Annotated in this window: 19 protein-coding genes and 2 pseudogenes; 10 read left to right on the forward strand and 11 right to left on the reverse strand. The window is 59.0% G+C overall.

The features are described 5' to 3' along the window. Positions 1 to 106 precede the first annotated feature (106 nt). Together RGR602_RS03155 and RGR602_RS39600 are read left to right on the forward strand one after the other, a co-directional pair. Positions 107 to 568 carry an Lrp/AsnC family transcriptional regulator gene (locus RGR602_RS03155; RefSeq protein WP_039843901.1) on the forward strand — a complete coding sequence of 154 codons (462 nt, stop codon included), beginning with the start codon at positions 107 to 109 and terminating at the stop codon, positions 566 to 568. Between the two features lie 269 nt (positions 569 to 837). After that, positions 838 to 1,100, forward strand: a pseudogene (locus tag RGR602_RS39600) (lyase family protein); the annotation flags it as partial. 115 nt (positions 1,101 to 1,215) lie between these two features. On the opposite strand, the gene RGR602_RS03165 reads toward RGR602_RS39600, so the two are convergent. The 5 genes from RGR602_RS03165 to RGR602_RS03185 all read right to left on the reverse strand — a co-directional run bounded on the left by RGR602_RS03165 (position 1,216) and on the right by RGR602_RS03185 (position 7,512). Then, positions 1,216 to 2,091, reverse strand: coding sequence for a GNAT family N-acetyltransferase (locus RGR602_RS03165; RefSeq protein ID WP_039843903.1), 876 nt, complete (start codon positions 2,089 to 2,091; stop codon positions 1,216 to 1,218). 546 nt (positions 2,092 to 2,637) lie between these two features. Beyond that, entirely contained in the window at positions 2,638 to 3,966 is a 1,329-nt protein-coding gene (locus RGR602_RS03170) for an aspartate aminotransferase family protein (RefSeq protein WP_039843904.1), read from the reverse strand. Positions 3,967 to 4,054: 88 nt separating this feature from the next. Further along, positions 4,055 to 5,107, reverse strand: coding sequence for a phosphotransferase enzyme family protein (locus tag RGR602_RS03175; protein WP_223843969.1), 1,053 nt, complete (start codon positions 5,105 to 5,107; stop codon positions 4,055 to 4,057). Between the two features lie 237 nt (positions 5,108 to 5,344). Beyond that, the gene (locus tag RGR602_RS03180) at positions 5,345 to 6,013 is read right to left on the reverse strand and encodes a haloacid dehalogenase type II (protein ID WP_039843905.1); all 669 of its coding nucleotides are present in this window, start codon (positions 6,011 to 6,013) and stop codon (positions 5,345 to 5,347) included. Positions 6,014 to 6,591: 578 nt separating this feature from the next. Then, positions 6,592 to 7,512, reverse strand: coding sequence for a LysR family transcriptional regulator (locus RGR602_RS03185; RefSeq protein WP_223843970.1), 921 nt, complete (start codon positions 7,510 to 7,512; stop codon positions 6,592 to 6,594). A 45-nt stretch (positions 7,513 to 7,557) separates the two neighbouring features. Here RGR602_RS03185 and RGR602_RS03190 point away from each other — a divergent pair, with 45 nt between their 5' ends. The 3 genes from RGR602_RS03190 to RGR602_RS03200 are packed head-to-tail and all read left to right on the forward strand — an operon-like array spanning position 7,558 to position 10,434. Continuing rightward, positions 7,558 to 8,727, forward strand: coding sequence for a four-carbon acid sugar kinase family protein (locus RGR602_RS03190; RefSeq protein WP_052451479.1), 1,170 nt, complete (start codon positions 7,558 to 7,560; stop codon positions 8,725 to 8,727). Beyond that, positions 8,714 to 9,727 (forward strand): 4-hydroxythreonine-4-phosphate dehydrogenase PdxA, encoded by a 1,014-nt coding sequence (gene pdxA / locus RGR602_RS03195; RefSeq protein ID WP_039843907.1) that lies wholly within the window; start codon positions 8,714 to 8,716, stop codon positions 9,725 to 9,727. The genes RGR602_RS03190 and pdxA overlap by 14 nt, the downstream gene beginning before the upstream one ends. Further along, a complete protein-coding gene (locus tag RGR602_RS03200) occupies positions 9,724 to 10,434 on the forward strand; it encodes a beta/alpha barrel domain-containing protein (protein ID WP_039843908.1) in 711 nt (236 codons plus the stop codon). The genes pdxA and RGR602_RS03200 overlap by 4 nt, the downstream gene beginning before the upstream one ends. Before the next feature lie 357 nt (positions 10,435 to 10,791). Here RGR602_RS03200 and RGR602_RS03205 read toward each other — a convergent pair whose 3' ends face one another. The 5 genes and pseudogenes from RGR602_RS03205 to RGR602_RS40000 form a co-directional block, all read right to left on the reverse strand. Then, positions 10,792 to 11,835 carry a tartrate dehydrogenase gene (locus RGR602_RS03205; protein WP_039843909.1) on the reverse strand — a complete coding sequence of 348 codons (1,044 nt, stop codon included), beginning with the start codon at positions 11,833 to 11,835 and terminating at the stop codon, positions 10,792 to 10,794. 237 nt (positions 11,836 to 12,072) lie between these two features. After that, on the reverse strand, positions 12,073 to 12,426 hold the full coding sequence (locus RGR602_RS03210) for a cupin domain-containing protein (RefSeq protein WP_039843910.1): 354 nt from the start codon (positions 12,424 to 12,426) through the stop codon (positions 12,073 to 12,075). Between the two features lie 28 nt (positions 12,427 to 12,454). Beyond that, positions 12,455 to 13,378 carry a 2-hydroxyacid dehydrogenase gene (locus tag RGR602_RS03215; protein WP_039843911.1) on the reverse strand — a complete coding sequence of 308 codons (924 nt, stop codon included), beginning with the start codon at positions 13,376 to 13,378 and terminating at the stop codon, positions 12,455 to 12,457. Positions 13,379 to 13,436: 58 nt separating this feature from the next. Further along, on the reverse strand, positions 13,437 to 14,561 hold the full coding sequence (gene argE, locus RGR602_RS03220; protein WP_039843912.1) for an acetylornithine deacetylase: 1,125 nt from the start codon (positions 14,559 to 14,561) through the stop codon (positions 13,437 to 13,439). Positions 14,562 to 14,736: 175 nt separating this feature from the next. Further along, a pseudogene (locus RGR602_RS40000) lies at positions 14,737 to 14,914 on the reverse strand (GNAT family N-acetyltransferase); the annotation flags it as partial. Between the two features lie 407 nt (positions 14,915 to 15,321). On the opposite strand from RGR602_RS40000, the gene RGR602_RS03225 reads away from it, so the two are divergent. Both RGR602_RS03225 and RGR602_RS03230 read left to right on the forward strand, forming a co-directional pair. Continuing rightward, complete coding sequence (locus RGR602_RS03225) at positions 15,322 to 15,654, forward strand: hypothetical protein (protein WP_039843913.1); 333 nt, start codon at positions 15,322 to 15,324, stop codon at positions 15,652 to 15,654. A 254-nt stretch (positions 15,655 to 15,908) separates the two neighbouring features. Then, positions 15,909 to 17,414 carry an NAD-dependent succinate-semialdehyde dehydrogenase gene (locus tag RGR602_RS03230; protein WP_039843914.1) on the forward strand — a complete coding sequence of 502 codons (1,506 nt, stop codon included), beginning with the start codon at positions 15,909 to 15,911 and terminating at the stop codon, positions 17,412 to 17,414. A 711-nt stretch (positions 17,415 to 18,125) separates the two neighbouring features. Here RGR602_RS03230 and RGR602_RS03235 read toward each other — a convergent pair. After that, positions 18,126 to 19,097: an ornithine cyclodeaminase family protein gene (locus tag RGR602_RS03235; RefSeq protein ID WP_039843915.1), complete on the reverse strand. Its 972-nt coding sequence runs from the start codon at positions 19,095 to 19,097 to the stop codon at positions 18,126 to 18,128. A gap of 833 nt (positions 19,098 to 19,930) precedes the next feature. Between RGR602_RS03235 and RGR602_RS03240 the strand changes: the two genes are divergently transcribed. The 3 genes from RGR602_RS03240 (at position 19,931) to RGR602_RS03250 (ending at position 24,321) form a co-directional block, all read left to right on the forward strand. Then, on the forward strand, positions 19,931 to 21,595 hold the full coding sequence (locus RGR602_RS03240; protein WP_039843916.1) for an ABC transporter ATP-binding protein: 1,665 nt from the start codon (positions 19,931 to 19,933) through the stop codon (positions 21,593 to 21,595). Positions 21,596 to 21,633: 38 nt separating this feature from the next. Next, complete coding sequence (locus tag RGR602_RS03245; protein ID WP_039843917.1) at positions 21,634 to 23,304, forward strand: peptide ABC transporter substrate-binding protein; 1,671 nt, start codon at positions 21,634 to 21,636, stop codon at positions 23,302 to 23,304. A 66-nt stretch (positions 23,305 to 23,370) separates the two neighbouring features. After that, on the forward strand, positions 23,371 to 24,321 hold the full coding sequence (locus RGR602_RS03250; RefSeq protein WP_039843918.1) for an ABC transporter permease: 951 nt from the start codon (positions 23,371 to 23,373) through the stop codon (positions 24,319 to 24,321). Positions 24,322 to 24,341 lie beyond the last annotated feature (20 nt).

Here is a 24,341-nt window from a genome sequence, read left to right on the forward strand (position 1 = left end):
AGAGAGGATATTGAAACGATCGAGAAATTTCCCATGATTTAGCGATTGATTATGCAATTGAACCATGTTTACTGAAATTATCGTTCACTTAATGAAATAATCGATCATGACAGCTCTGGATGCTATCGATCGCAATATCCTCCGGTTGCTTCGGGTTGATGCCCGGCAAAGCAACGCAAAACTCGCCGAAGGCGTTGGCCTGTCCCCATCAGCTTGCTTGCGCCGTATCAGGCTGATGGAGAAGGCCGGCGTTATAAGGGGGTACACGGCGCTGATCGAAGCGGCGAACGCAGAGGCCGCGATGGCCGTAATCATCAACATTACACTCGAGCGGCAGACCGAGGATCACCTGGATCGTTTTGAAGCGGCCGTCCGCAGGTATCCCGAAATCCAGGAGTGTTTTTTGATGACGGGCGGCTCTGACTACCTTCTGCGTGTCGAGGTTGCGAATGCTGGCGAATTCGAGCGGATCCACAAAGAGATCCTTTCCACCCTTCCTGGTGTCCTGAGAATCCATTCAAGCTTTTCAATTCGAAACGTGCTTGCAACGCGCTTAAAGCGACGGTGACGGGTTTGGTCTAAAGGCAACGACCGCCTTTTGTCGTCGTGCTCGACGACGCAATTGCGCCAGGCGTGCTGCAGATCGCAGGATATTGCTGGCCCGATCGCTGGCATCGGTCAGGAATTTTTCGGGCTTTGCGGCCACGATCGGGGAGGATATCGCCCGCCTTGATGAGGCCCGCCCGCCTCTTCCGCCAGGTAAACATGGGCGCGAAGGCGATCAGGACGGGCAGTGTTGTCGGAGTTGAGCGGCGAAGAGCTCTCCCTTGCCCCGACCTCATCCAACCAACATCCGATACCAGCGCGTTCGTGAGCTTCTCGAGCGCCCTCAAGCGCATTGCTGGCAAGCTTTCGAAGAACTGCAATGAGTTGCGTCTGCTTTAGAGTGGCCCCCGAACCGGATTGGGCGAAATCCGGCTGCCAGCGGTGCAGCCTGGTTCGTCCATCATGCCAGGCAAGGTCAACTAGTTATTCCCGAGGTGGTGGCCTATCAGGTTATTGGGCACGATCTGACCGTGACATTTGCAGCCGCGGCCGGGTTCGACAGGGTTCGTCGAGCCGAGGGACGTGTTGCGCGGTTACCTTCGCCATCCCGACTGATCGGGCTCTGAATTCAGCGCGCCTTTGAAATTCCTGGAGATGAACGCTGGAACCTCATCCGACAGCGTGCCCTGCTAAGCCATAGACCCAGGGCTCGTTGTCTTTTCGGTTCAGAAACTTGCGCCCTTTTGACATCGTGGTGACGGTTTCAGAAAGTTCAAGGCCACTGTCTTGAAGGAATTCAGTCAGTGGACCCGGCTCTCGTGTGTCAACGCGGGCGAACCGTCCTGTCAGATCCTTGAGATGCACGGCGGTGAGTTGGAGTGCGTCGTCGTCAGTGCTCGCCACGATGGGGCCAACGACATGGCCTCGGCCGAACTCCCGGCACATCGAAAAACCAACGAGTTGACCGTCCCGTCGCATTGTACGAATGGATGAAACTTCTGCGAGCAGCCTGAGCAGCCTTTCGCGGCTCGTCCCGAATGCCCGCGTATCCAGCGCTATGATCTCATCCACGGGGGCAGCGGAGGGCTCTGTCAGCTCTCCGTTTGGTTCTGGCAGCTCTCGGATCATCGGGCCGACCTCGCCTTGATATTGGTATACCGTTGCCTCCTGGGTAAAGCCCAGGGACAGATAGAGTCGATAGGCGGCTTGGGTAGAGTTCAGGCTCAAACTGCGGCCCCGGCAATGCTCAAATACCTGGTCCATGAGCCATCGACCGTTGCCTTGCGCTTGGGTGCGCGGCGTGGTGATCACGAGGCCAACGGTGGCGAAATCGTCTCCGTACGGGAACCACATTGCGCTTCCGAAAACGCGGCCTATACCATCCACCGCAACAATGCCTCGGCCGACGTGGCGCAGCCAGTCCCAGTCCTTGGGGCGATGTGGCCAACCGACACCTAGGGAGAGCGCGTGGAGCAGACTGACATCGACATCGTTGATGTCTCGCGCCACCAATTCGAATGACTTCAAGCGCACTGACTTAGGCATTTGAGTTAATCGCTCCATTTGCCGGGTTGCCACATTACTGGCAGGGCTGCGACTGTAGTATCTGCGCTCCCCGCGGCGCAATTATCGCACGCAATTGTCGGTAGAATCCGCTGTTTTTCAGGTATATTCGAAATCTTTCGCCAAACGATCGCTCAAATCGGCAAGGAGATTCCCGTCCGATTAAGCTCGCTAGCATCTGGTCAACTTTGGAGGCAACTTGGTCCGACATGAATACTCGCTAAGCTCATTGCGTTTGTCTCGGTCGTCAGGCCCGCCAAACCAACAGATAGTCGATTGGATACGCGGCGACTGTCTGGCTGCGGGCGCCAAGATGACATCGATCTTGGTCCTGAAGGCGATCGATATAATCCGGCGATATGAATGACTTCTGTCCTGCGCATTAGCCGCCTCGCCAAGGCGGCCTGCGGCCATGAATGTGCAACTGGCGCGGTCGCCAGGCTTTGACTTGAAATCGCTTGTTAAAAACCTGCGGCGAGTACAGCCGAATCAGATGGCGCAACAAGCATGTTTTGCAACGCCGCCCATCTAGCCTGCGATTTTGATGAGGGCGCGCTCCATGGCTGCAAGAAATTGGTCCACATGCTCGGCTTGGCAAACGAGCGGAGGGCGCACTTTAAGCGTATCCTCATTGGCGCCCGTCGTGCTAACAAGGACGCCGTCGTCTCGCATGGCATTCACGACATTCAAAGCCATGCTTCGCCGGCTTGCCGGCGTTGTGCCATCCAGCCCCAGATCGATGCCAAAGAATAGACCTGCGTTTCGAATGCCGGAGATGCCGTAGGGCAGCATTGCAAGTTTCTCCAGCCCGGCTCGGAGGCGCTGGCTCATGGCAAGCGCTTTTTCGGGGATCTGGTCGCGCTGCAGGATCGTTAGCACAGCGTCCGCCGTCGCAATTCCAACTGTATTGCCGGCAAAAGTGTTTGAATAGCGAGAAGTGGCACCAAATTGGTCCATCGGTGCTCTGCGACCAACGACAGCGCCAATTGGAAATCCGTTGCCCATAGGCTTGCCGAGGGTGGCAAGATCCGGAACGATTCCGTGCCGCTCAAAACCCCACATATGCTCGCCAGTCCGCCCAAAGCCCGGTTGAACTTCATCGGCGATGACGAGACCACCTGCCTCTCTGACTGCCGCAACTCCACCCGCAATGAAACCAGGAGGATCTACCCATACGCCATCGCTGGAAAAGATACTGTCGATGAGGAGGGCCGCAACACCGATGCCACGACGATTCAGATCCGTGATGGCCGACCGAATTTGTGCCTCAAAAAATTCCGCGGCTTGTGATTCCGGCACGCCCGCTGGCCCGGGTAGCTGTACCATGCGCACGAACGGGCTGAGCTTGACCGCGTCTCCCAAATTCGGGGAAACAGCGGCGGTAGCGGCGCTAGTGCCATGATACGCATAGTTCGACACGATCACGCCTTCGTTGCCGCTCGCAAATCGCGCGATACGCAGGGCCAAATCGTTGGATTCACTTCCCGTGCAAGTAAAAACAACCCGATCGAGCTCGTTTGGGAAGGTATCAACCAATCGCTCCGCGTAATCGACGAGCTTTGGCTCGAGATAGCGCGTGTTGGCGCTTATCCGTGCCGCCTGCTCAGCCATTGCGGCGGTTACTTCTGGGTGGCAATGGCCGAGAGACGGCACATTATTGTAGAAATCGAGATATGCCCGCCCGTCAGGATCGTAGAGCCACATGCCTTCGCCGCGAACGAAGTGCACTGGCCGGCGGTACTGGAGCCTATAAGAGGCCCCAAGAACTTCGTCACGGCGAGCAATTAGCTCGGACTCGCGTCCGGGAAGGTCAGCTTCGCCGGGTATGTAGCGATTTGGCATGAGATCTGTCGACATGTGCTTTTGCCTGCTTACAAGAGTGCTTGATCAATCTTTGGTCGTCTTTTTTTTGGCGACCGTCCGGCCGAGCGAACCGAAATGGCGTTTACGACCGGAGTGACGACATTGCCGCGAGGACCGCCGCCTCGCCCGCTGCGACACCAAGAGGCGTTAGGATAGCAAGGCCGTGCTCGGCACGCGCGACATTCTTTTTGATGTACTGAGCGTCGGCCGGAAAAAGGTAGGACCGCCAGTAGTTGACTAGGATCAATGCGCCTTGTCTCGCCCGCATCAGTGCGACGAGCAGTCTTGCTTCCAGCGCCGAAAGTGGAATGACAGAGGCATAGCCGGCAATAAGATGCTCGGCCCCACCCAAAGGAAAGGTCGGATCCTTTACGACGTGACTTGCGGCGATCGCAAGATCCTGGATTCTGGGACTCCAACAGCCATCGCCAAAATCGATGAAACCCATTCCCTGGTCAGTCACCATCATGTTGAATGGGCTGGGATCATTATGCGTTACCTGCCACGCCACATTCGAAAGTTGCGGCTCAACAAACTCCACATACTCGCCCATCGCGACGCGTACGCTATCTGCAACGATGTTGGATGGCAGGTATTGCTCTAGTTCCATCAGCCGCGACCAGCACCCGACGTGCCAAAGAATGGGGCGGTGGGCCGCGGGCACACTGACCAGATCAAGAGCTAAGTCGAGCCGCGCGAGAGCACTGCCAGCTCGAAAAAGCAGATCGGGCGTTGGCGTCGCGTGGTGCAGCGGAACACCTTCGAGGCGAGTCTGCAAGTACCCGCATATTCCCTCTTGCTCAAACATCAATGCGCCGTTGCTCGTGCGGAGCACTTCGGGTGCAACGAAGCCCGCGGCTCCTTGCAATCCAGCCATAACGCCGGCTTGGAAACGAAAGCTATCGACCGCCTCTGGTGTTGTCGACGTCTTTAGGATTAGTCGGCTGCCGTCCGACACGGTGACTTCAACGGTGCGCTCTACCTCAGAGGATAATGTCGCCAATGATCCCGTCAATCCGTAGTGCCGCTTCAGCAAGGCCGCCGACAAGTCCGGTTCAGAGCAACCCGGCCGCTTGGCCAGGATGGCGGCGGCGGCGCGAAAATTGGCTTCCGTTGAAGCTGCTGTGTAAGGCAAATGGTTGGCTCCCGCTGGCATAGAGCCATTGAGTTGACCTGCTCTATCGGGGACTAGATCACGAGGAGCACGCAATTCGAAAGATCCTTGCCTGTTGGGAATGGTTGTTCTCGTGTTGCGAAAGACGGAGCTCCGGCGAAGAAAACCCGCAGTTTCTATGCCTTGCGGTGTCAAGACAGCACCGGTGGCAGCGTGCGCAAGGATGGGGCCGTGCTCTGCAAGGACCCATTCTCGCCTTCAGAGTCCAAAAACACCCGGCAGCTTCGTCACGTCGGGGATTTCCGCATATTCATAGAAGGGGTTGGCGGGCTCATGGCCGCGATTGACCCAGACCTTGCTCTTGATCCCCAGATCATAGGCAGACATCAGGTCGTGTCGGAACGACGAGGACACGTGGGTAATGTCCTCAGGGCCACATCCCAGCATGTCGAACATATATTCGAACGCTTTGAAGTGCGGCTTATAGGCACCTGCCTGTTCAGCGGTGTAGACGGCATGAAATGGCGCGCCGAGCTTGGCCACGTTCGATGGAATTTGGGCCACCATGGAGTTCGTAAGGATAACCAGCGGAATTTCCTTGGCCAGTTTAGCCAATCCCTCCGGTACGTCCTGATGTGGTCCCCAGCTCGGGATGCGATTGTAGATCGTTTCAGCGTCTTCGGCACGGAATGCAACGTTGTTGCGGCGGCAGGTGCGCTCCAGTGCGTTGTGAACGACATCTGCATAAGGCTTCCAGTCCTGCAACACCTCATCGAGGCGATAGCCTTGGAAGTTTCTCACGAACTCATCCATGCGCGGCCCATCCAGAAGATGACCGAACAAATCCCTAGCGGCTTCGGCCATTTGGAAATTGATAAGCGTGCCGTGGCAATCAAAAGTCACGTATTTCGGCCGGAAGCGGTCCATGTCCTTGGCTCCTGTCAATTTACCCTATGAACCGAGCATAGCTTTTTGCCTGTGGCAGAATGTGCCGAAGTGCATGGCCATTCGGCAGAAGGCCTCGCCTGGTCACCGCAAAACCAGCACGACGTTTTGCACTGCTGCCTCATACGAGACTTTCGAACTGCACCAGTCCGAGGAAGCCAGACGATGCTTGGCACCACCTGCACAATCGTTTTGCCGGTCCCAGCCGCTCTGCTGGCTTTGTTCAAAATTGATCATTACGGCGCCCCATGCCGAATAGCGACGACATCGCTGTTTCGTTGCTCGTTGTTGCGTTAGCCGTGGGCAGCTCCCGCCTGCCTGGACGACGAGCTCAACCCAAGTGGCCGAAAATGCACTGGTGGGATCGGACCTGCCGTTGTCGGGCGTTCCTGGTTTCCATCGCGAGGCCGTCAACTCCCACGGGCGGCCGGTCTCGAGGCTCGAGATCGGCAGCGTGGTCGCGTGAGTTACTGATTAAGAATGCTTTTTTGCAAAACTCAGTCGCGCAAGTCTAATGTTTATTGGGGGTCCTGCGCGACGATTTTGGCGCGTGACCGTTCCTAGACTTTGCTATATTTTCTTAAACTTATCTCGGACTCTGCGGTCAGCCAATCTCGCAATGCGGAGAGGCCGGTTGAAACAATGATCGACTTCGGATGGATCAGGCCATAGTCGGTCCCGTCGCAATCAAAGCCGAGTGGTGCTTCCAATCTCCCATTCGCGACGTCATCCGCTGCAATCGCTTGTGGTGCAAGAGCAACGCCAAGACCACCCAGGGCCGCTTCTGCCATCAGGAAATGATGATCCAGCAATCGGGTCGTTCGAGGACGCGGCGCATCCATGTGCTCGTCGAACCACGCTTCCCAAGCATTCGGTCGCGTCCGTGATCCGAGCGCGACATAGTCGCCACTCTCGAACCGTTGGCGCAGGGATGGCAGCATTACCGGACCAACACGCTCGGGCATTAGCCTGATGATGGTCCAGTCCGGGTCCACCAGAAAATCGAGACGGCGGATCGCAAGCGTCACCCGGTCACGCGCGAAGTCGAGCCCACCGCCGCCGGTCGACAAATGCACCTCAACATCCGGGTATCGATCCTGAAACCCAGACAGGCGCGGAATCAGCCAGCGCATCGCCAGCGAGCGCTCGCAGGACAGGATGATCGGAATGGGCGTCGAGCTGGATCTGATTTCTGCCAAGGTATCAGTGATTAGGCTGAACGACTTGCCCGTCGCCTCCGCCAGCTTCTCGCCATCGGAAGTCAGACGCACTCCGCGTCCGTCTGCTTCGAGCAAGCGCAGACGAAGATCGGCGGAAAGTTTGGAGACGCGACGGCTGACTGCACCATGCGTCAGAGCGAGTTCGGCCGCCGCTGCACGCACAGACCCCAGACGCGCCACTGTTTCAAAGGCCCGCAGATCGTCAAGAGAAGGTATGTCAGATCGTTTCATTGGTGATCTCATATCACCAACAAATGTCAAATCATATGGATAATCGGTTCTGACCGTTCTGCTATCCTCACCAACATGAAGCAGACCACATCTCTCCTCGTCGGGATAATCGCCGACGACCTGACCAGTGCTACCGACGGCGCGGCGGCCTTTCTTGGAAAAGGCCATACGCCTCTGATCAAGCGGAAAATCGACGGCCCTCAAACTGGGGCCGTCGTTTCGATCGACACCAACAGCCGCGCCTCTGCCATCTGGCAGGCGACAAAGGCTACGGCCGACGCTGTGTCGGCCCTCTCGAATGCCCGCCTTCTGTTCAAGACGATCGATTCGACCCTGCGCGGCCATATCCGCGTGGAAGTCGCCGCCGCCTTTCGCGCAAGCGGCCGAAGCCGGCTTGTCATCGCTCCGGCCTTTCCCGGAGCGGGGCGGCTCACTGTCGGCGGAATCCAGAAGGTGAATGGCATTCCCGTGAGTGAAAGCGTCTACGGCTGTGATCCGGTCCATCCCGCAGGCACATCGCACATTGCTGATCTCATCGAACCGTCCCTGGGCAGACCGATCATTCTTGCCCCCGACAGTTCCCGCGATGCGGCGACGACCGCATCCATATTGATTGTCGACGCCGACAGTCAAGACGTACTGAACCGGCAAGTCGCCGGCATCCCCGATCCTGAGACTGTCCTGTGGGTGGGCTCTCCCGGTCTCGCCGTCGCGCTGGCATCGCTGATCCCTACGGTGCCAAATGGATACTCGGTAACGGAAAAAGCCGCCGGGCGCGTGATGATCGTCGCAGGAAGCGCCAATCCAGTGACACACGCCCAATGCGAGACTTTGCGCGCACAAGGCGTTCCTGTCGTCACCGACGTGGCCGACGCTCCAGGTGACACCCGTGTGATTTGCCTTCGGTCACCGCTGCAACGGCAGGAAAATACCAGCGCGGTGATGGCGGAGCTCGCCGGACAAGCAGCCGCAGCGGTCGTTTGGCATGACTATGATACGGTGATCGCCACCGGAGGCGAGACGATGGCGGCGATCCTCGACCGCCTCGGCGTCAGCCGTTTCTTTCTCACCGAGGAGCTGGCGCCCGGCTTTCCGGTCGGCCGCGCCGAACGGGCGGACGGAACGTCGGTTACCATCGCCATGAAGGCGGGAGGGTTCGGCTCACCCTCGGCACTCCTTGATGCCGCCCGCGACCTGCTTGCCAAACCGCTTTCAGGAAAGGCTCTCATCCATGACCGCCCATGACGCTCCTCTCGCCGTGACCATGGGCGATCCCTCCGGCATCGGCCCCGAGATCATTGCAAAAATGTACCTCCGCCGCCCGGACAAACGGCACTGGATCGTCGTCGGTGATGCGCTGGTGATGAACCACGCCCTTTCCGGGCTGGATGCCGATGTGCGGGTCCGGCCGATCGCCTCCCTCGATGAGACCCTGTTCGAGGACGGAACGCTCAACGTGCTTTGCTCATCCCAGCTCCGGACCCTGCCACCGGTTAGCCAGGTTTCGGCCATCGGTGGACGCGCGGCGTTCGACGCCATCCTCGCCGCGATCCGACTGGCGCGGGACGGGCGCGTGGGCGGCATCGTCACGGCTCCGATCCATAAGGAAGCGCTCGCCGCCGCCGGTCTGCACTATCCCGGCCACACCGAAATCCTGGCCGATCACGGCGGCGCTCCAAAGGTCGCCATGATGCTGGCCAACGAGGACATTCGCACGGTCCTCGTCACCGTCCATTGTTCGCTGTCCGAGGCAATCCGCAAAGGCGATTTCGCGGCACAGATGGACGCGATCCGGCTGGCCAACGCCGGTGCGCAGGCCCTCGGCATCGCCCATCCGCGCGTCGCTGTCGCGGGCCTCAATCCTCATGCCGGCGAAGGCGGCCTCTTTGGAGACGAGGAAATCCACATCATCAGGCCGGCCATCGAGGCGGCCCGTGCCGAAGGCATCGACGCGTCCGGCCCATGGCCCGGCGACACCGTGTTCATGCAGGCCCGCAAGGGTCGTTTCGACATCGTGGTTGCGCAGTATCACGACCAGGGCCTCATTCCAGTCAAATACATGGGCCTCGACCACGGCGTGAACGTCACGCTGGGCCTACCGTTCGTGCGCACCAGTCCCGATCACGGCACCGCCTTTGACATCGCGGGGACCGGCGTTGCCGATCCCTCCAGCCTTGAGACCGCTTTCGACTACGCTCTTCGCCTGAAAGCTTCCCTCCCGAACCTGAAAGCCGACACCCCATGACACAATTCGACTTCATCTTCATGCTGACGCGCAACGACCGCACCGTGGCCGACGCCCCGGTCCACGCCGAAACGGCGCTCCGGGCCGGAATCCGCCACATCGGCTTCAAGGACGTCGGCCTGCCGCTGGAAGCACTTGCCAGCCTTGCCCGCCAGATCCGCGAGGGGGGAGCCAGCACTTATCTCGAAGTCGTATCGCTCGACCGCGACAGCGAGATCCTCTCTGTCAAGGCGGCGATCGAGCTCGGCGTCGACTATCTTCTCGGTGGCACCCATGCCGAAGACGTGCTGCCGCTTTTGGAAAGGACGCCTATCCGCTACTATCCGTTCCCGGGCCGCATCGTCGGGCACCCGAGCATTCTCAAAGGATCCCAGGCCGAGATCGTCAAAAGTGCAGTCGCGCTCGCCAGCCATCCCGGTGTTGCCGGTCTCGACCTTCTCGCCTACCGTTCGCCAGGCAATGTGCCATCTCTCATCGACGCTGTGTGCCGGGCCGTGCCCAAGCCCATTATCGTTGCGGGATCGGTCGACGGGCCGGATCAGATCGAGACTATCCGCAGGAGTGGTGCAGCGGGATTTACCGTCGGTACCTCTGCGCTGGACGGCCGGTTCCCGGCAGAAGGTCCCGCGCTGGAGTTCCAACTGCGGGCGATCTCGGCTTGCCTGGAAGGACATCAAGCGGGCATGCCGCTGTCGCGCAGTTCCTGATTTTTTGGCGGAAGCGAGTTGAACTAAAATCGCTCATAATGCCTCCGGCGCATAGCGAGCGGCCTTCAGCGTTGTCAGCCGGAGGCTCCGCTCAGCTATTCGCGAAAAGTCACCCAAACCGATCGGCACAAGCTAAGCCCGTGCGGTCTCCACGACATGAGTTCGGCAAGCGAATCCATCGCCGCGCGGGTATCGCTGCCATCCATGTCAGGAACGGCGCCGAGATCGCCTTGTGGACCCGGGTCGATGACCTCGAATGTGTGTCCCGCCGCTGCGCCGTGCCATTCGCCGCCGCCGAGCCCGTCTCGCGAAACAGGCTGGTGTCCTTCAGCTCGTTCTTCGTGGCCTCTTCTCTAGTCAGTCGAGCGCCGAAAGCACTGCTGTGGTGATTGCTTCTGTTTTGTCCTTGCCAGGGAAGGCGCCGATGCCGCGCGCAGTCGTCGCCTCGATCGCGGTCATGACATTGCTAGCGGCGGCTTTCTCGCCAAGGTGATCCAGCATCATCGCGCCCGACCATATGGTGGCGATCGGGTTGGCTATCCCGAGATGGGCGATGTCTGGAGCCGAGCCATGGACGGGTTCGAACATGGAGGGCGCCGATCGGTCCGGATTGATATTGGCGGAGGCGGCGAAACCAAGCCCGCCCTGAATAGCGGCGCCAAGGTCGGTCAGGATATCGCCGAACAGGTTGGAGGCGACCACGACGTCGAGGCTTTCCGGCGCCATGACCATGCGGGCGGCCATCGCGTCGATATGATAGCTTGTCACCTCGATATCTGGATACTCACGTGCAAGCGCTTGCGTGATCTCGTCCCAGAACACCATAGAATACTTCTGCGCGTTGGACTTGGTCACGGAAGCAAGCTTACCGCGCCGCGCACGCGCTTGCTCGAAGCCGTAGCGTAAAATGCGCTCTACGCCCTTGCGGGTGAAGATCGAGGTCTCGATCGCCACTTCATTGTCAGCGCCTTGGTGAACACGCCCGCCGGCGCCGGAATATTCACCCTCGGTGTTTTCGCGGATGCAGAGAATGTCGAAGGCGTCCGCCTTAAGCGGACTTTGAACGCCCGGCAGCAGCCGGTGTGGGCGGACGTTGGCATATTGGACGAAGGCCTTTCGGATGGGCAGGAGAAGCCCGTGCAGCGAGACCGAATCCGGCACTTTCGCGGGCCAGCCGACCGCGCCAAGCAGGATGGCATCAAAGGTTTTCAGTGTTTCTATGCCATCAGGGGGCATCATCGTGCCATGCTGGTGGTAATAGTCGCAGGACCAGGGATAGCTGGTCCTGGCCAAAGAAAAGCCGCCTATATCGGCTGCTCTTTCCAGGACCGCCCAAGCCGCATCGGTCACGTCGCGGCCGATACCGTCTCCCGGCAGAAGGGCAATTTTGTAGGTCGTCATTGGTTATCCTTAAAGGCTAGTGAGCCCGCACTTGCGATAAGCGAGATAAGCTTCGCGGCGGGGAACCTTTCCGATCCCGGACGCAGACGGACGAAAACGCCGTTTTAAAAAGCTCGCCAGCTCAAACTTCTGGCGGCAGCGCGACAGTTGCCGTCGGGGAGTTACGACGAAGCGGCGGCATGACGCATGAGCATGCGTGGCCGCCGTTCCAAGAGCTGGGACAACCCCAGGATCATATCACATGATGGTGACGTAGATCTTGCGGACTGTCTCAATGGTTTTCCAGACACCGGTAAAGCCGGGCTTCATGACGAAACTGTCCCCCGCCTTGTAAACCGTCGGTTCCCCATCGTCGGGCGTGATCTCAACGATGCCGGACAGGATGTGGCAGAACTCAAACGTCTCACCTTTGATCGAGCGCGTCTCGCCTGGCGTCGCTTCCCAGACGCCAGTGTGGATCATCTCGTCGCGGGTTACGTCCTGTGGCCAGGTTTTGAAGGACGGGTCGCCGCTGATGAGGCGTTCCGGCAGGGGCTTCGATTCCCGCGGCACGGCGGCAGGATTGGTGTCGATGGTTTTCAGCAGAGTCATGGATGACCTTTCTTGGTTGACTGTCAGATCAGTAGCCGCGGGTCCGATTTACCAGGCCGATCGGATCGAGACCCGAGCGGTGGCGCTTGATGTTGTCGATGACGGCGCTTGCCGCCGTTTCCGCCTGGGTGACGCTCGCGACATGGGGGGTGAGAATGATCTTCGGGTGCGACCAGAAGACGTGGCCGGGCGGTAAAGGCTCCGGGTCCGTTACGTCGATGACCGCACTCGCCAAATGGCCACTGTCAAGAGCTTCGACCAAGGCGGCATGATCGAGCTGCGGCCCGCGTCCGGTGTGGATGAGACTAGCACCGATCGGCAGCATGCCGAACAGATCCGAATTCAGGAAGCCGCGCGTTTCTTCCGTCAATGGTAACAGACAGACCAGAATATCGACGCCCCTCAGAAAATCGTGCAACCCGTCCTGTCCGCTATAGGTGGCCACACCTTCGATTTCGCGACAGCTGCGGCTCCATCCGGACAGCGAAAATCCAAAGGGCTTCAGGCGCTCGAGTACAGCACTGCCCAGTGCGCCCAGGCCGAGAACGCCGACCGTCCGGCTGGCTGCCTGCGCCTGCGGAATGCCTTGCCATTTCTGGTTTCTCTGTTGGAGGAGATAGGCCGGAAGATTGCGGTGCAGCGCCAGCACCGCAAGCGTGACATATTCCTGCATCATGCGGATGATCCCATCCTCGACCATGCGCACCAGCTTCACGCTCTCCGGCAGGCTGTCGATCTGAAATTGATCGACGCCGGCGCCGATTGAAAAGAGAATCTCTAGATTGGAGTATCGGTCAAGGTCCTCCGGCGCCGTCCAGGTTATCAGGTAACGGACGCCGTGAGGTTCGACGGCTGCCGGGTCCATGGAAAAGGGAAGGTCCGGAAGCTCACGGGCAAACGCTTCCCGGAAAATACGGCCGCGTTCGGCGTCGGAGTTGAAGAGCAACGTCATCTGTATTCTCTCGTTTGTGGAGCCGTTGCATCCGCGCCCGTCACGGTGTGCGTCTTTTTCATCTGGAGAGCCTCGCGCCGAGCGTTTCGATCATGGACTGGCAGGCGATCAACTCATCCACAAGAATGAACTCGTCCGGCCGGTGGGCGCGCGAGATATCGCCAGGGCCGCAGATGATCGCGTCGATCCCAGCCTCCTGATAGAGACCAGCTTCGGTTCCGTAGCTGACCGCCGCAAGCAGCTCCTGCCCCGTCAAATCCTTCAGCAGTTGCGCGAGTGGTGCATCTTTCGCAAGCGACAAGGCTGGATACTCGCTCATCAGCTCCCAGTTTACCTGCAGTCCCCGGCTTCGCAGGCTCTCGGCTTTTTCTCTGATCGGGGTTAGCAGTGCAGAGGGGCAAACGCCGGCAATGGCGCGCGCTTCGAATTCGGCGCTGCACAGATCGGGAATGATGTTGACGGCCTGGCCGCCCTTGATCGTACCGACCTGGAGCGAGGAGTAAGGGGGGTCGAAAGCCGGATCGAAAGGACCAAGTGCGAGACGCCCGGCGCCGGCGGCTGCGTCAGCCAGCACCTCCGCCATGGCGTGGATGGCATTCAAGCCTTGATCGGGTCGCGACGAATGGCCCGAGCGCCCGCGGATTTCAACGCGCGCTGCTGCCTTGCCTTTATGGGCGCGGATCGCGCGCATGTTGCTCGGTTCACCGATAATCGCGCCTTCGGGCTTAGCGCAGAGTTCGGGAAGGCGCTTGATTAAATGCGGCACGCCGCGGCAGCCCGCTTCCTCGTCGTACGAAAAGGCAAAATGGATCGGTTGCGAAAGCTGCCTTGATGCGAGTTCCGGCAAGGCGGCGAGTGCTGCTGCAAGAAAGCCCTTCATATCAGAGGTGCCGCGACCGTAGAGATGATCAGCCTGCGCGCGCAACTCGAAGGGATCCGACGACCATTCCGGTTCGTTGGCCGGCACCACGTCCATGTGGCCCGAGAGGACATAGCCGGGGACGTTCTTCGGGCCAATTGTTGCGAAAAGATTCGAGCGATCGCCTTCCGGCCCCTGAAGAATGGTCACCTCCAGATTGAACCGCGCGACATAAGCGCGAACCCATTCGACGATTGCCCCGTTCGCCTGACCAACGACGGAGGGAAAAGCCACCAGCTGTTCGAGAATTTCAAAGGCTTTCATTATGGGAACCTGGGCTTGAGAGCTTCTCTGGGCATTGATACGCATCCTGTCGGGGCACGGCAGATGGCTTTGGATCAAAGCTTAGTGGCTTGTTGCCGGATTGCGTGCCGAAATCGGGCCTCTTTTCAGCGTTTTCTTCCGAAGGACAGGCTATCTCGAGCAATTCCTGTCGGCGGTGGATCGCATCCTGATCAATTGATTGCCACGACCGGTCCGACAAGATGGCCGCGCCCGAACTCGCGACACATGGAATAGCCGACGGTTTCACCGCCGAGCCTGAGCGTACAAACGGACGCGCCTTCTGAAAGGAACGCGGGGCAGTCCAGTCTCTTGCGATTGGTGCCAGAGGCCTGGGTATTGAACCTTCGATCTCATGGCGCAGGTCGCTCGGTTGCCCGTTTAGTTCCGCAGCGGAGCAGACTTGGGGGTGACGTCTCGCAGACATTGAAGCTGACCGCTTCCTTCGTGAATCCGAGCGAAATATCGAGGTTGTAGGCAGCGTCAGTCGAATTCAGCTCAGATTGCGGTCGCCCGGCTCGTCGACTGCTATCATTCACGAAAAGACCGGAGCTTTAAGGCCCGTCATCGAAACCGGTGGCGTGCGCACAAGCTCAGCGCGGAGAGGTGTTGGCCAGAACTCTACTTGTCTGCAGGGATGGATCCACCGATGGTTTGGATCCGTGGCTGCGTCGTCGGCCGGTCCCGGTCCGCAGGGATCATTGCGACAGAGCGAGTATGTTTTCATCCGGCAACACAGTCTATGCGACTGGCTTTTGTGGCTCCAGTATCGCATGGGGCGCTGGTTGGGCAGAAGGCGGCGTTCAAGATCCTCGGCGACGAGGAGCGAGCGCGGTCCGCCTTCGACTTCGATTCAGTCCCCAACGCTGTGCCGTTCTATTCCGGCATGCCGTGGTTCATCCCGATCATCTATTCGATGTGCGAGGCGACAGGAGGACCCTTCGTCGTCGCCAGAACCGCGAAGCACGCAACGGCGTTTCTCTTTCTAGGTGGCGCCGTTCGGCGAGCCGTCTTCGCTGGAGCATTCTCGAGGCACCGGCTCGGGGTCAGTTTGCGTGGGCGAGAGAAGCGATAACCAAATCGACGGACAAATTCACCGTGGCGCTGATGTGCAGGTCGCTCAACCCCTCCCAGCGAATAGCCCGCACCGTTTCCCCTTCGTCGGTCCGAATGGTTTCCACGGCCTTAGACCCACTGCCTCGATCAGATCCGTCAATGCAGCGCTCATGACATTTCGGAAATTATTATTGCAACCAAATTGATCTGTCTTGACACCAATGATTAAACCAATCCTATATTGATCGCATGTTAAACCCCGATTGGTAGCGAATGGTGCTGAACGTGAACCCAACTCCCGCACAAGAATCAATTCCTTTCTCTTCGGACGTGACCAAGGCAGTCCGGGACGCTCCTACACAACTGTTCATCGGCGGCCAGTGGATCTCCGCAAAAGGGGGTCGGACCTTCGAAGTGATCGATCCTTCGACCGCAGGTGTAATCGCCACCGTTTCCAATGGCGATATCGCCGATGGAATATCGGCGGTCGACGCGGCTGAGAGGGCCTCTGCGGATTGGAAGGCAACTTCCCCGCGGCGTCGCTCGGACGTGTTGATGAAGTGTTTTCACCTTATGCTCGAACAAGCGGAATGGCTGGCGCAACTGATCACCGTGGAAAACGGCAAGGCACTTGCGGACGCCAGGTCGGAGATCGCCTACGCGGCCGAATTTTTCCGCTGGTATGCGGAAGAGGCTGTGCGGGCACCCGGTGAATTCGGATCTGCGCCTTCAGGCGCCAATCAGATCATCGTCAGCCATGAGCCGATTGGTATCGCAGTTTTGGTTACGCCTTGGAACTTTCCTGCAGCAATGGCGACACGCAAAATGGCTCCCGCGTTGGCGGCGGGCTGTACGTGCATCCTGAAGCCGGCCGCGGAGACCCCTCTCACCGCGCTCGCGATTGGTGAAATTATGCAGCGGGCAGGCGTTCCGGCTGGAGTGGTCAACATCGTGACAACGAGGAACGCCGGACCCGTTGTTAGCGCCATGCTGCATGATAAGCGGGTACGGAAGCTCTCATTTACCGGCTCGACAGGCGTCGGCAGAGCACTGCTGCGCGAGGCTTCGGATCAAGTTGTCAGTTGTTCGATGGAGTTGGGCGGTAATGCACCCTTCATTGTATTCGACGATGCCGACCTTGAGACTGCTGTGGCTGGAGCAATGGTTGCCAAGATGCGCAATGGGGGCGAGGCCTGTACTGCTGCGAACCGCTTTTATGTCCAAAAGGGGATTCTGGCTGACTTCACCCGGCGTTTCGCGGAGGAGATGGCCGCACTCGAAGTAGGACCGGGACTGGCTCCGAATACGCAGCTTGGGCCCCTTATCACCGAGGCCGCGGTCACCAAGGTGGAACGGTTGGTGAACGACGCCGTTGCCAAGGGAGCTCGCCTGGTTACGGGTGGTAGCAGGTTGAACCGCGAGGGATTCTACTATCCGCCAACAGTGCTGGCCGACGTCTCCGCTGACGCTGAAATACTTGGCGAAGAAATTTTCGGGCCGGTTGCGCCAGTCATTGTATTTGAAACCGAGGACGAGGTCGTTCACATGGCCAACGACACCGAATACGGACTGGTGTCGTATGTGTTCAGCGGCGAGCTCAAACGTGCGCTTGCGGTAGCCGGACGGCTGGAAAGCGGCATGGTTGGAATCAACCGGGGCGTCGTCTCCGACGCTGCCGCACCGTTCGGCGGCATGAAGCAGAGCGGTCTGGGCCGCGAGGGAAGCCACCACGGCATGCTCGAATATCTCGAAACGAAATACATCGCCGCAAGCTGGTAGGCGCCGCCCGCGAGCCGCGCAGGGAGCGGCTTGACAGTCTTGTGTAACGCCAGGGAGTTTTTCAGTTCAGCACAAAGGAAGGGAGCGCAAGAATGAAACGCTTCAGAGGACCTCGCGTCAATTACCCGGGAGGGATACCTGATTGCCGGAGTTCTCGCTCTCTTGGCGCACCTGTCGAGGCCTTGGTATGAAAGATGCTCGAAACGACAAACAAGAAGAGAATCCTGGTCTCCGGCGTGGGTCATGCCGCCTCTGGCTTCTCGGCTCCGGCGGCCGACGGTCACTCCGCGCACCGAAAGCGCTCCCTCGCCTACGCTAAGAGCCTCTATTCTAGCGGCGATCGAGAGTCCTGCCGGTTCCACGGGACGATTATCCGGTTGTGAATTGTCGGCTGTAGGTGCGTCGCCATCCGACGGTTGTCCTGACAGCAGTGCGCTATACACTCCCTTCACGGCTCAACACCATTCGCCACCAATCGGGATTTAACACGCGCTCAGTACGGGATCGGTCTTGCCGTTGGTGTCAATGTAGATCAATTTGGTTGCAATAACCTGCGAGGGGCGCGCCTTCAGAAACTGTGGGCGTAAACGCCGGCATACCCGCCCTTAGAGGACGAGGATTTTATCGGTCATCGATCGAACTCCGATTTTGGGTAAAGTGTTCGTAGCACGCGCTGCCATCGGCGCGCTCGATTAGTTGGTATGATGGGATCTACCAAGGCCACGACAGGGTCGTGCCTTGACTCTTTGCGGTCGCCAGGTGCCAAAGCATTTCAGCGACGACTAGGTCCTGAAGGGCTAATCCGGTCATGTCGAAGACCGTAATATCTTCGAGATCACGTGTCAGTCGTACCTTGCCCGTCAACAGATCTCCGATCTCGATCGAGGGGCATTCGGCATCCCATTGACCTTCGCCAATCGAACGCGACTGGTCGCGATCGTCTGTAAAGAGCCGGGATCGGCGAAGAACGCCCTCGGGGAGCTCTCGCTTGCCTTTCGTGTCGGCGCCCACGCAATTGAGGTGTGTGCCTGCGCGGATCGCGGCAGGCGAAAACAAGGGTCCACTACCCGGCGTTGCAGTCACGACAATATCGCTTTCGCTGACGGCCGCATCTGGGTCTTGAGCGTGGATGAGGGTGCATAAATGCCCCAGTTCCTTTTCGAATCCATCGTCAGGTTGTCCATTTACCGTCACATACGAGACACGTTTGATCATCGGCATGTAGCGCAAGGCAAAGCTGAGCTGTATCCGCGCTTGAGTGCCAGTGCCGAAAATGCAAAGGGATGTACTTTCCGGCCGCGCAAGCAGCGTCAGGCCGAGAGCGCCTACGGCACCGGTACGGACGGTCGTTATGGTGTTCCCGTCGATCAAGCAGAGGGGCCTGCCGGTGTGCGGATCGATCAAAAGGATTGTGGCCTGGTGCGGCTCTTTTCCGGCCTTACGGTTGCTCGGCCAAAATCCGGCTGCCTTGAATCCGAGCAAATCCGCGTTCGGTACATCTCCTGATTTTATCCCAAAAACGCCGCCTGTATGAAGCTGCTCGCGCACGACAGGAAAGACACGACCTTCGCGCCGGCTGTGCAGTGTGAAGGCCCGCTTCATCGCATCGAAGACCTTGGCCGGCTCGATGAGCTGCCCGACGTCCTTGGCGTCAAGGAGAAGAAACTTAGCATCACTGGACATGGGACACTCCTGCGCAGGCTTTGCGCGATGGTTTGATGTGAATCTGCCTAGATAATAAACTGCGGCTCCCACAGCGGTGCTGCGGATTTGCCGCACAAACAGAACATCCTGTGGTTTTGCCGCTCTCAGGAAAGGCGATTGTTGCGAACGGCACCTGTGGGCGCGGGCTTGAGGATTTCGAGGCGGTGGCATCGGCGCGGCTTCATTGGCCTCAGCCACGAGCAAACTCGCACCGGCGAGCCGTGGTTCCCTTCCCGTGCTCGTCCCAGGGGCTCCATCGGGGCTTATCTCAAACCAAAAAGGGGTTGGTACTTGCGGCCTTCGAGAGCCGTTCAGTGAAGCGAATGCCCAATCCTCAAATCGTCAAATCGATGAAAAAATGATTTAGAATCAATAGGATCATCGACCGGCTATGTGCTTGCGCGTGTTTAACGGTGCAGGTTGGTATTCTCTTGGCTCTGTCGGACGTGGGGCTGGGTTCAGGCCGCGGGCTCCGCGAAATGAGAATATGCTAATTTCGACACTCCTTTCGGTAGTTCCTGCTGTCGCAAGCGCATGTTTCAGCGATTCCGTGGGAACATATGCGCCCATACTGCCTGGCATTCGGAGCATTGATCCTTCGAGATAGACATGTTCGAGAGGTCCGAGCGGCCAAATCGCCGGTCCGTATCCGAAATCGTGAATGTAGGGTTTCGATCCCCAGTCCACATTCACTTGCAGGGCAATGAGGACCGGCAGAGAATAAGCAGATGCTTATATAGATTGCCTGCGGCGCGAGGAGCAATCGTAATCCACAGCAGGCTTACCGGCGCCGTTGAAGAGGAGGAGCCTTGATGGCCGTTAACACGAAGCCCATACTGCTAGACGACGCGGCACTCTCGGTGCGCGGCCTGACAGTCGACCTGCCGAAAGGCATGGAACGGGCTCATGCCGTCGAGAACATCTCGTTTGATCTCAAGCGGGGTCAGATCCTCTGTATTATCGGCGAGTCTGGTTCAGGCAAGTCGGTAACGGCCAACACGGTCATGGGACTCTTGCCGAAGATAATCCCTGTTTCCTCCGGCGCCATTCATCTTGACGGTGAGGCCATCATCGGCGCATCGCCGCAAAAGCTGCGGGATATGCGCGGCCGGGTCGTATCCATGATTTTTCAGGATCCGCTGTCGGCGCTCAACCCTCTCATGACAGTAGGCGAACAGATTACGGAAGCCATGGCCGCACATGGTGTTGGCACGAAGGCATCGCGGCGCAGCCGGGCCGTCGAATTGCTGACTGAAGTGAACCTGCCCGATCCCGAGCTCATGTACTTCCAATACCCGTTCCGGCTTTCAGGCGGCCAACGCCAGCGCGTGATGATCGCCATGGCGCTCGCGCTCGAACCGAGTGTTTTGATTGCCGACGAGCCGACGACAGCACTCGACGTGACGACGCAGGCGCAGATTCTCGATTTGATCCGGGACATTCAACGTCGCAAGGGCATGAGCGTGATGTTCATCACCCATGACTTCGGCGTCGTGGCAGAGATCGCGGACAGTGTCGTGGTCATGGAGAGGGGCCACATTGTCGAGCAAGGCAGCGCCGAGCAGGTCCTAAAATCACCTTCCCATCCCTATACAAAGCGTCTGATCGCCGCCGTCCCGCGCCTGACTGGCGAGGATCGCATCCCTCAGGAGACCGTCAGCAAGGCGCCGATCCTGAAGGTCGAAGGACTGGCCAAGACATATCGCAGTGGCAGCGCGCTGTTCGGCGGACAGCGTGTCGTGCCTGCGGTGAACGATGTTTCGTTCGAGTTGGCGCATGGGCGCACACTGGGCGTTGTCGGCGAGAGCGGCTCTGGCAAATCCTCGCTGGGAAGGCTTCTGATCAAGCTCCAGGACAGCGACGGCGGTCGCATCCTGTTTGAGGGCCACGACATCGCCAAGCTTTCGGAATCCGACTTCCGTCCGCTGCGGCCTCGCATCCAGATGATCTTCCAGGACCCTTTCGCGTCGCTGAACCCGCGTTCGACCATCGGACAAATCCTTACTGTGGGACCCGTCGCGCACGGGATCTCCTATTCCCAGGCGCGTGAGGAGGCACGAGCGTTGCTGTCACATGTGGGCCTCGATGCCGGCGCCTTCGGCCGCTATCCGCACGAGTTCTCCGGTGGGCAACGCCAACGCATCGGGATCGCCCGTGCTTTGATGTTCAAACCGAAACTGCTGATTGCCGACGAGGCCGTCTCCGCTCTCGACGTGTCCATCCAGGCCCAGATTCTCAAGCTGCTGGACCAAATCCAACGAGAGACCGGCGTATCGATGATCTTCATCACCCATGATTTGCGCGTCGCCAGCCAGATCTGCGACGAAATCGCGGTGATGCAGAAAGGACGGATCGTGGAACGCGGTCCGCCATCTCAAATCTTTCTCGACCCGCAATCAGCCTACACACGTGAGCTGGTGGCGGCGATTCCTGGAGAGCAGCCGGGATCCAGCCGTCCGGTTGTAGCAAATGGATAAGAGCCACGGCGAATACCGCCAGAACAAGGGGAATTCCAATGACTGAACGCTCAAACACCAAATCAAACTACTCGCGGCGCGATGCACTGCGATTGATGGCGATAGGCGGGGCTGCAGGCCTTATTGCGCCCAATCTGTTGGGCAAACCCGCCTTCGCCCAGAGCCCTCCAGCGAGCCCCACCGGCCGCGTCGTCGTCGGACTTTCGCAGGAACCCACTGTCTTCAACCCGCTGATGGCGCATACCGAAGTCGACGACGCACTGCATTTCTCGGTGTTCGATGCGCTCTTTAGAATCGACCCCAAGGGCGTTCTTCAGCCCAATCTCGCGGTCGAAGTGCCAAGCCAGAAGAACGGCGGCATTTCAAAGGACGGCCTGCAGTGGCGCATTCGTCTGCGTGATGACGTCCGCTGGCACGACGGCGAGCCCTTCACCGCCGAGGATGTGAAGTTCACTCTCGAACTCATTACCAATCCGAAATTCCGCGCGTGGCGCACGAGCGGCCACTCGTTGTTGCGCGATATTACTGTGGTCTCACCCACCGAGGTCACCTGGCGGATGGAGAGCATTTTTGCTCCCTACCTGTCGTTTCTTGCAGAAACCTTCATGGTGCCCAAGCACATTCTCGAAAAAGAGGCCGATCCCAACGCCGCCGCCTTCAGCCAGGCGCCTGTCGGTACTGGCGCATTCAAGTGGGCGCAGCGCATTGCCGGCGACCATATCGAACTCGTCGCGAACACGGAATATTTCGGGGAAGGTCCATATATCGAGCGGCTCGTCCTCAAATACATTCCTGACATGACGGTGCTCTACACCCAGTTTGTGAGCGGCGACATCGACCTTGTCGACCAGGCATACATTACCGCTGACCATTACCAGGAAGCCAGCAAATTGTCAGGTCGCGTGGTCAGCCTCGAGCCTGGGGCCTCGGTCGAGTCGATCTATCTCAATCTTGAGAAGCCGCAATTCAAGGACCCGGCGGTCCGCCAAGCGCTCTACGCCGCAATCGATAGGCAAGCGATCCTCGAAGGAATTTATTACGGGGTCCACGCCCTCACCGAGACGTTCATGCCGCAGAATTCCTACTACTACAATCCGAACCTGCCGGCGCAGGAGTACAGCCTGGACCGGGCGCGCCAGATCCTTGACGAGGCGGGCTGGGTGCCGGGATCGGACGGAATCCGCGCGAAGGATGGCGTTCGGTTGTCGTTCTCCAACGCAACGACGGCAGGCAACAATCTGCGTGAGCAGGTGCAGCAGTTCCTGCAGCAATCGTTCGCCGAGATCGGCGTCGAAATGACCATATCCAATCTGCCTGGAGCAGTCATGTGGGGAGATTTTTGGCTTAAGTCGCAGTTCGATTCCGCAATTTCCGGAGTAACCTATGTGATTGCGGCCGACCCCGACGTCACCAACCGCCTGCACACCAGCGCAATTGTTGCAAAGGGCGGAAAGGGTTCGAACACCGGCCAATACTCCAATCCGGAGGTCGACGCGCTGCTCGAAAAGGGTGCCCGGACCTTCGACCCGGAAGCCCGGCGCGCCATCTATCTTCGTGTGCAGGAAATCGTCCGTCAGGACCTGCCGTTCCTGCCGCTGTTTGCCTACACCAACGTGTTCGGGCGCAAAGAAGGGCTCGAGGGCTTCAAGCCGAACGCCAACACCCGCGTCGCATCCTGGCATGCTGCCGGATGGCATTGGAAGAGCTGACCTACGCTGCCGCCGTCGCGCGTGCGGCGGCGGCCCATCCATTGACGCTGTCATGAGGAGAGCTAAATGCGCAGCTTCCTACTTAACAGGCTCTCCCAGAGCCTTGTCCTGCTCCTGATCGTTTCGGTCATCGGGTTCGTCGTCCTGAACCTGATCCCGGGTGGCCCATTGGCACAATTTGGGCTCGACCCCAGCATGACCCAGGCTGATCTCGACCGTCTCAAAGAACAACTCGGGCTGAACCGTCCGTTATGGATGCAATATCTGGACTGGGCCTGGCGCCTTGTGCAGGGTGACTGGGGCACTTCCTTCCGCGACGGTGCGCCGGTTCTGGACGTGATCGGCCGGCACATTTTTGCGACACTGTTGTTGATGGGATCATCCACGGTAATCGCGATCGCCGTCGGAACATGGATCGGCATCCGTGGCGCCACGCACCGCTATTCGGTATTCGATTATCTGGGGACGGTCGGCGCCATGGTGGCGCTGTCGATCCCGACCTTCTGGTTCGGGCTTGTCGGGATCTATGTCTTTTCGCTCCAGTTGGGCTGGCTGCCGGCCGGCAACATGTACACGATCGGGGATGGCTCGGCACTGAATTACATCCATCACCTGATCCTGCCGAGCATCGTGCTGGCGCTGGTCCATGTCGCCATCTGGAGCCGCTACATGCGATCCGCTACCCTTGACGTCATCAGCCAGGAATTCGTCAAGACGGCTCGTGCCAAGGGACTGAGCGAGCGGCGGATCTTGATGAAGCATGTCGTCGGCAATGCACTGCTGCCGATGATTACGCTTGCGGGAATGCAGCTTCCAAGCATCCTTACCGGGGCACTGGTCACAGAGACTGTATTTACCTGGCCCGGAATGGGTCGGCTGTTCCTGGATAGCCTCGGCTACAGCGACTACCCGGTGGTGATGGGGTTGCTGATGTTTTCGGCCATCCTTGTGATCCTTGGGAATCTCATCGCCGACGTCGCCGTCGCCCTTATCGATCCCCGTATCCGTTTGAGTTAAGCGCGTCACGAGACGCTCAA

Source organism: Rhizobium gallicum bv. gallicum R602sp (genome assembly GCF_000816845.1).
Lineage (GTDB): Bacteria > Pseudomonadota > Alphaproteobacteria > Rhizobiales > Rhizobiaceae > Rhizobium > Rhizobium gallicum.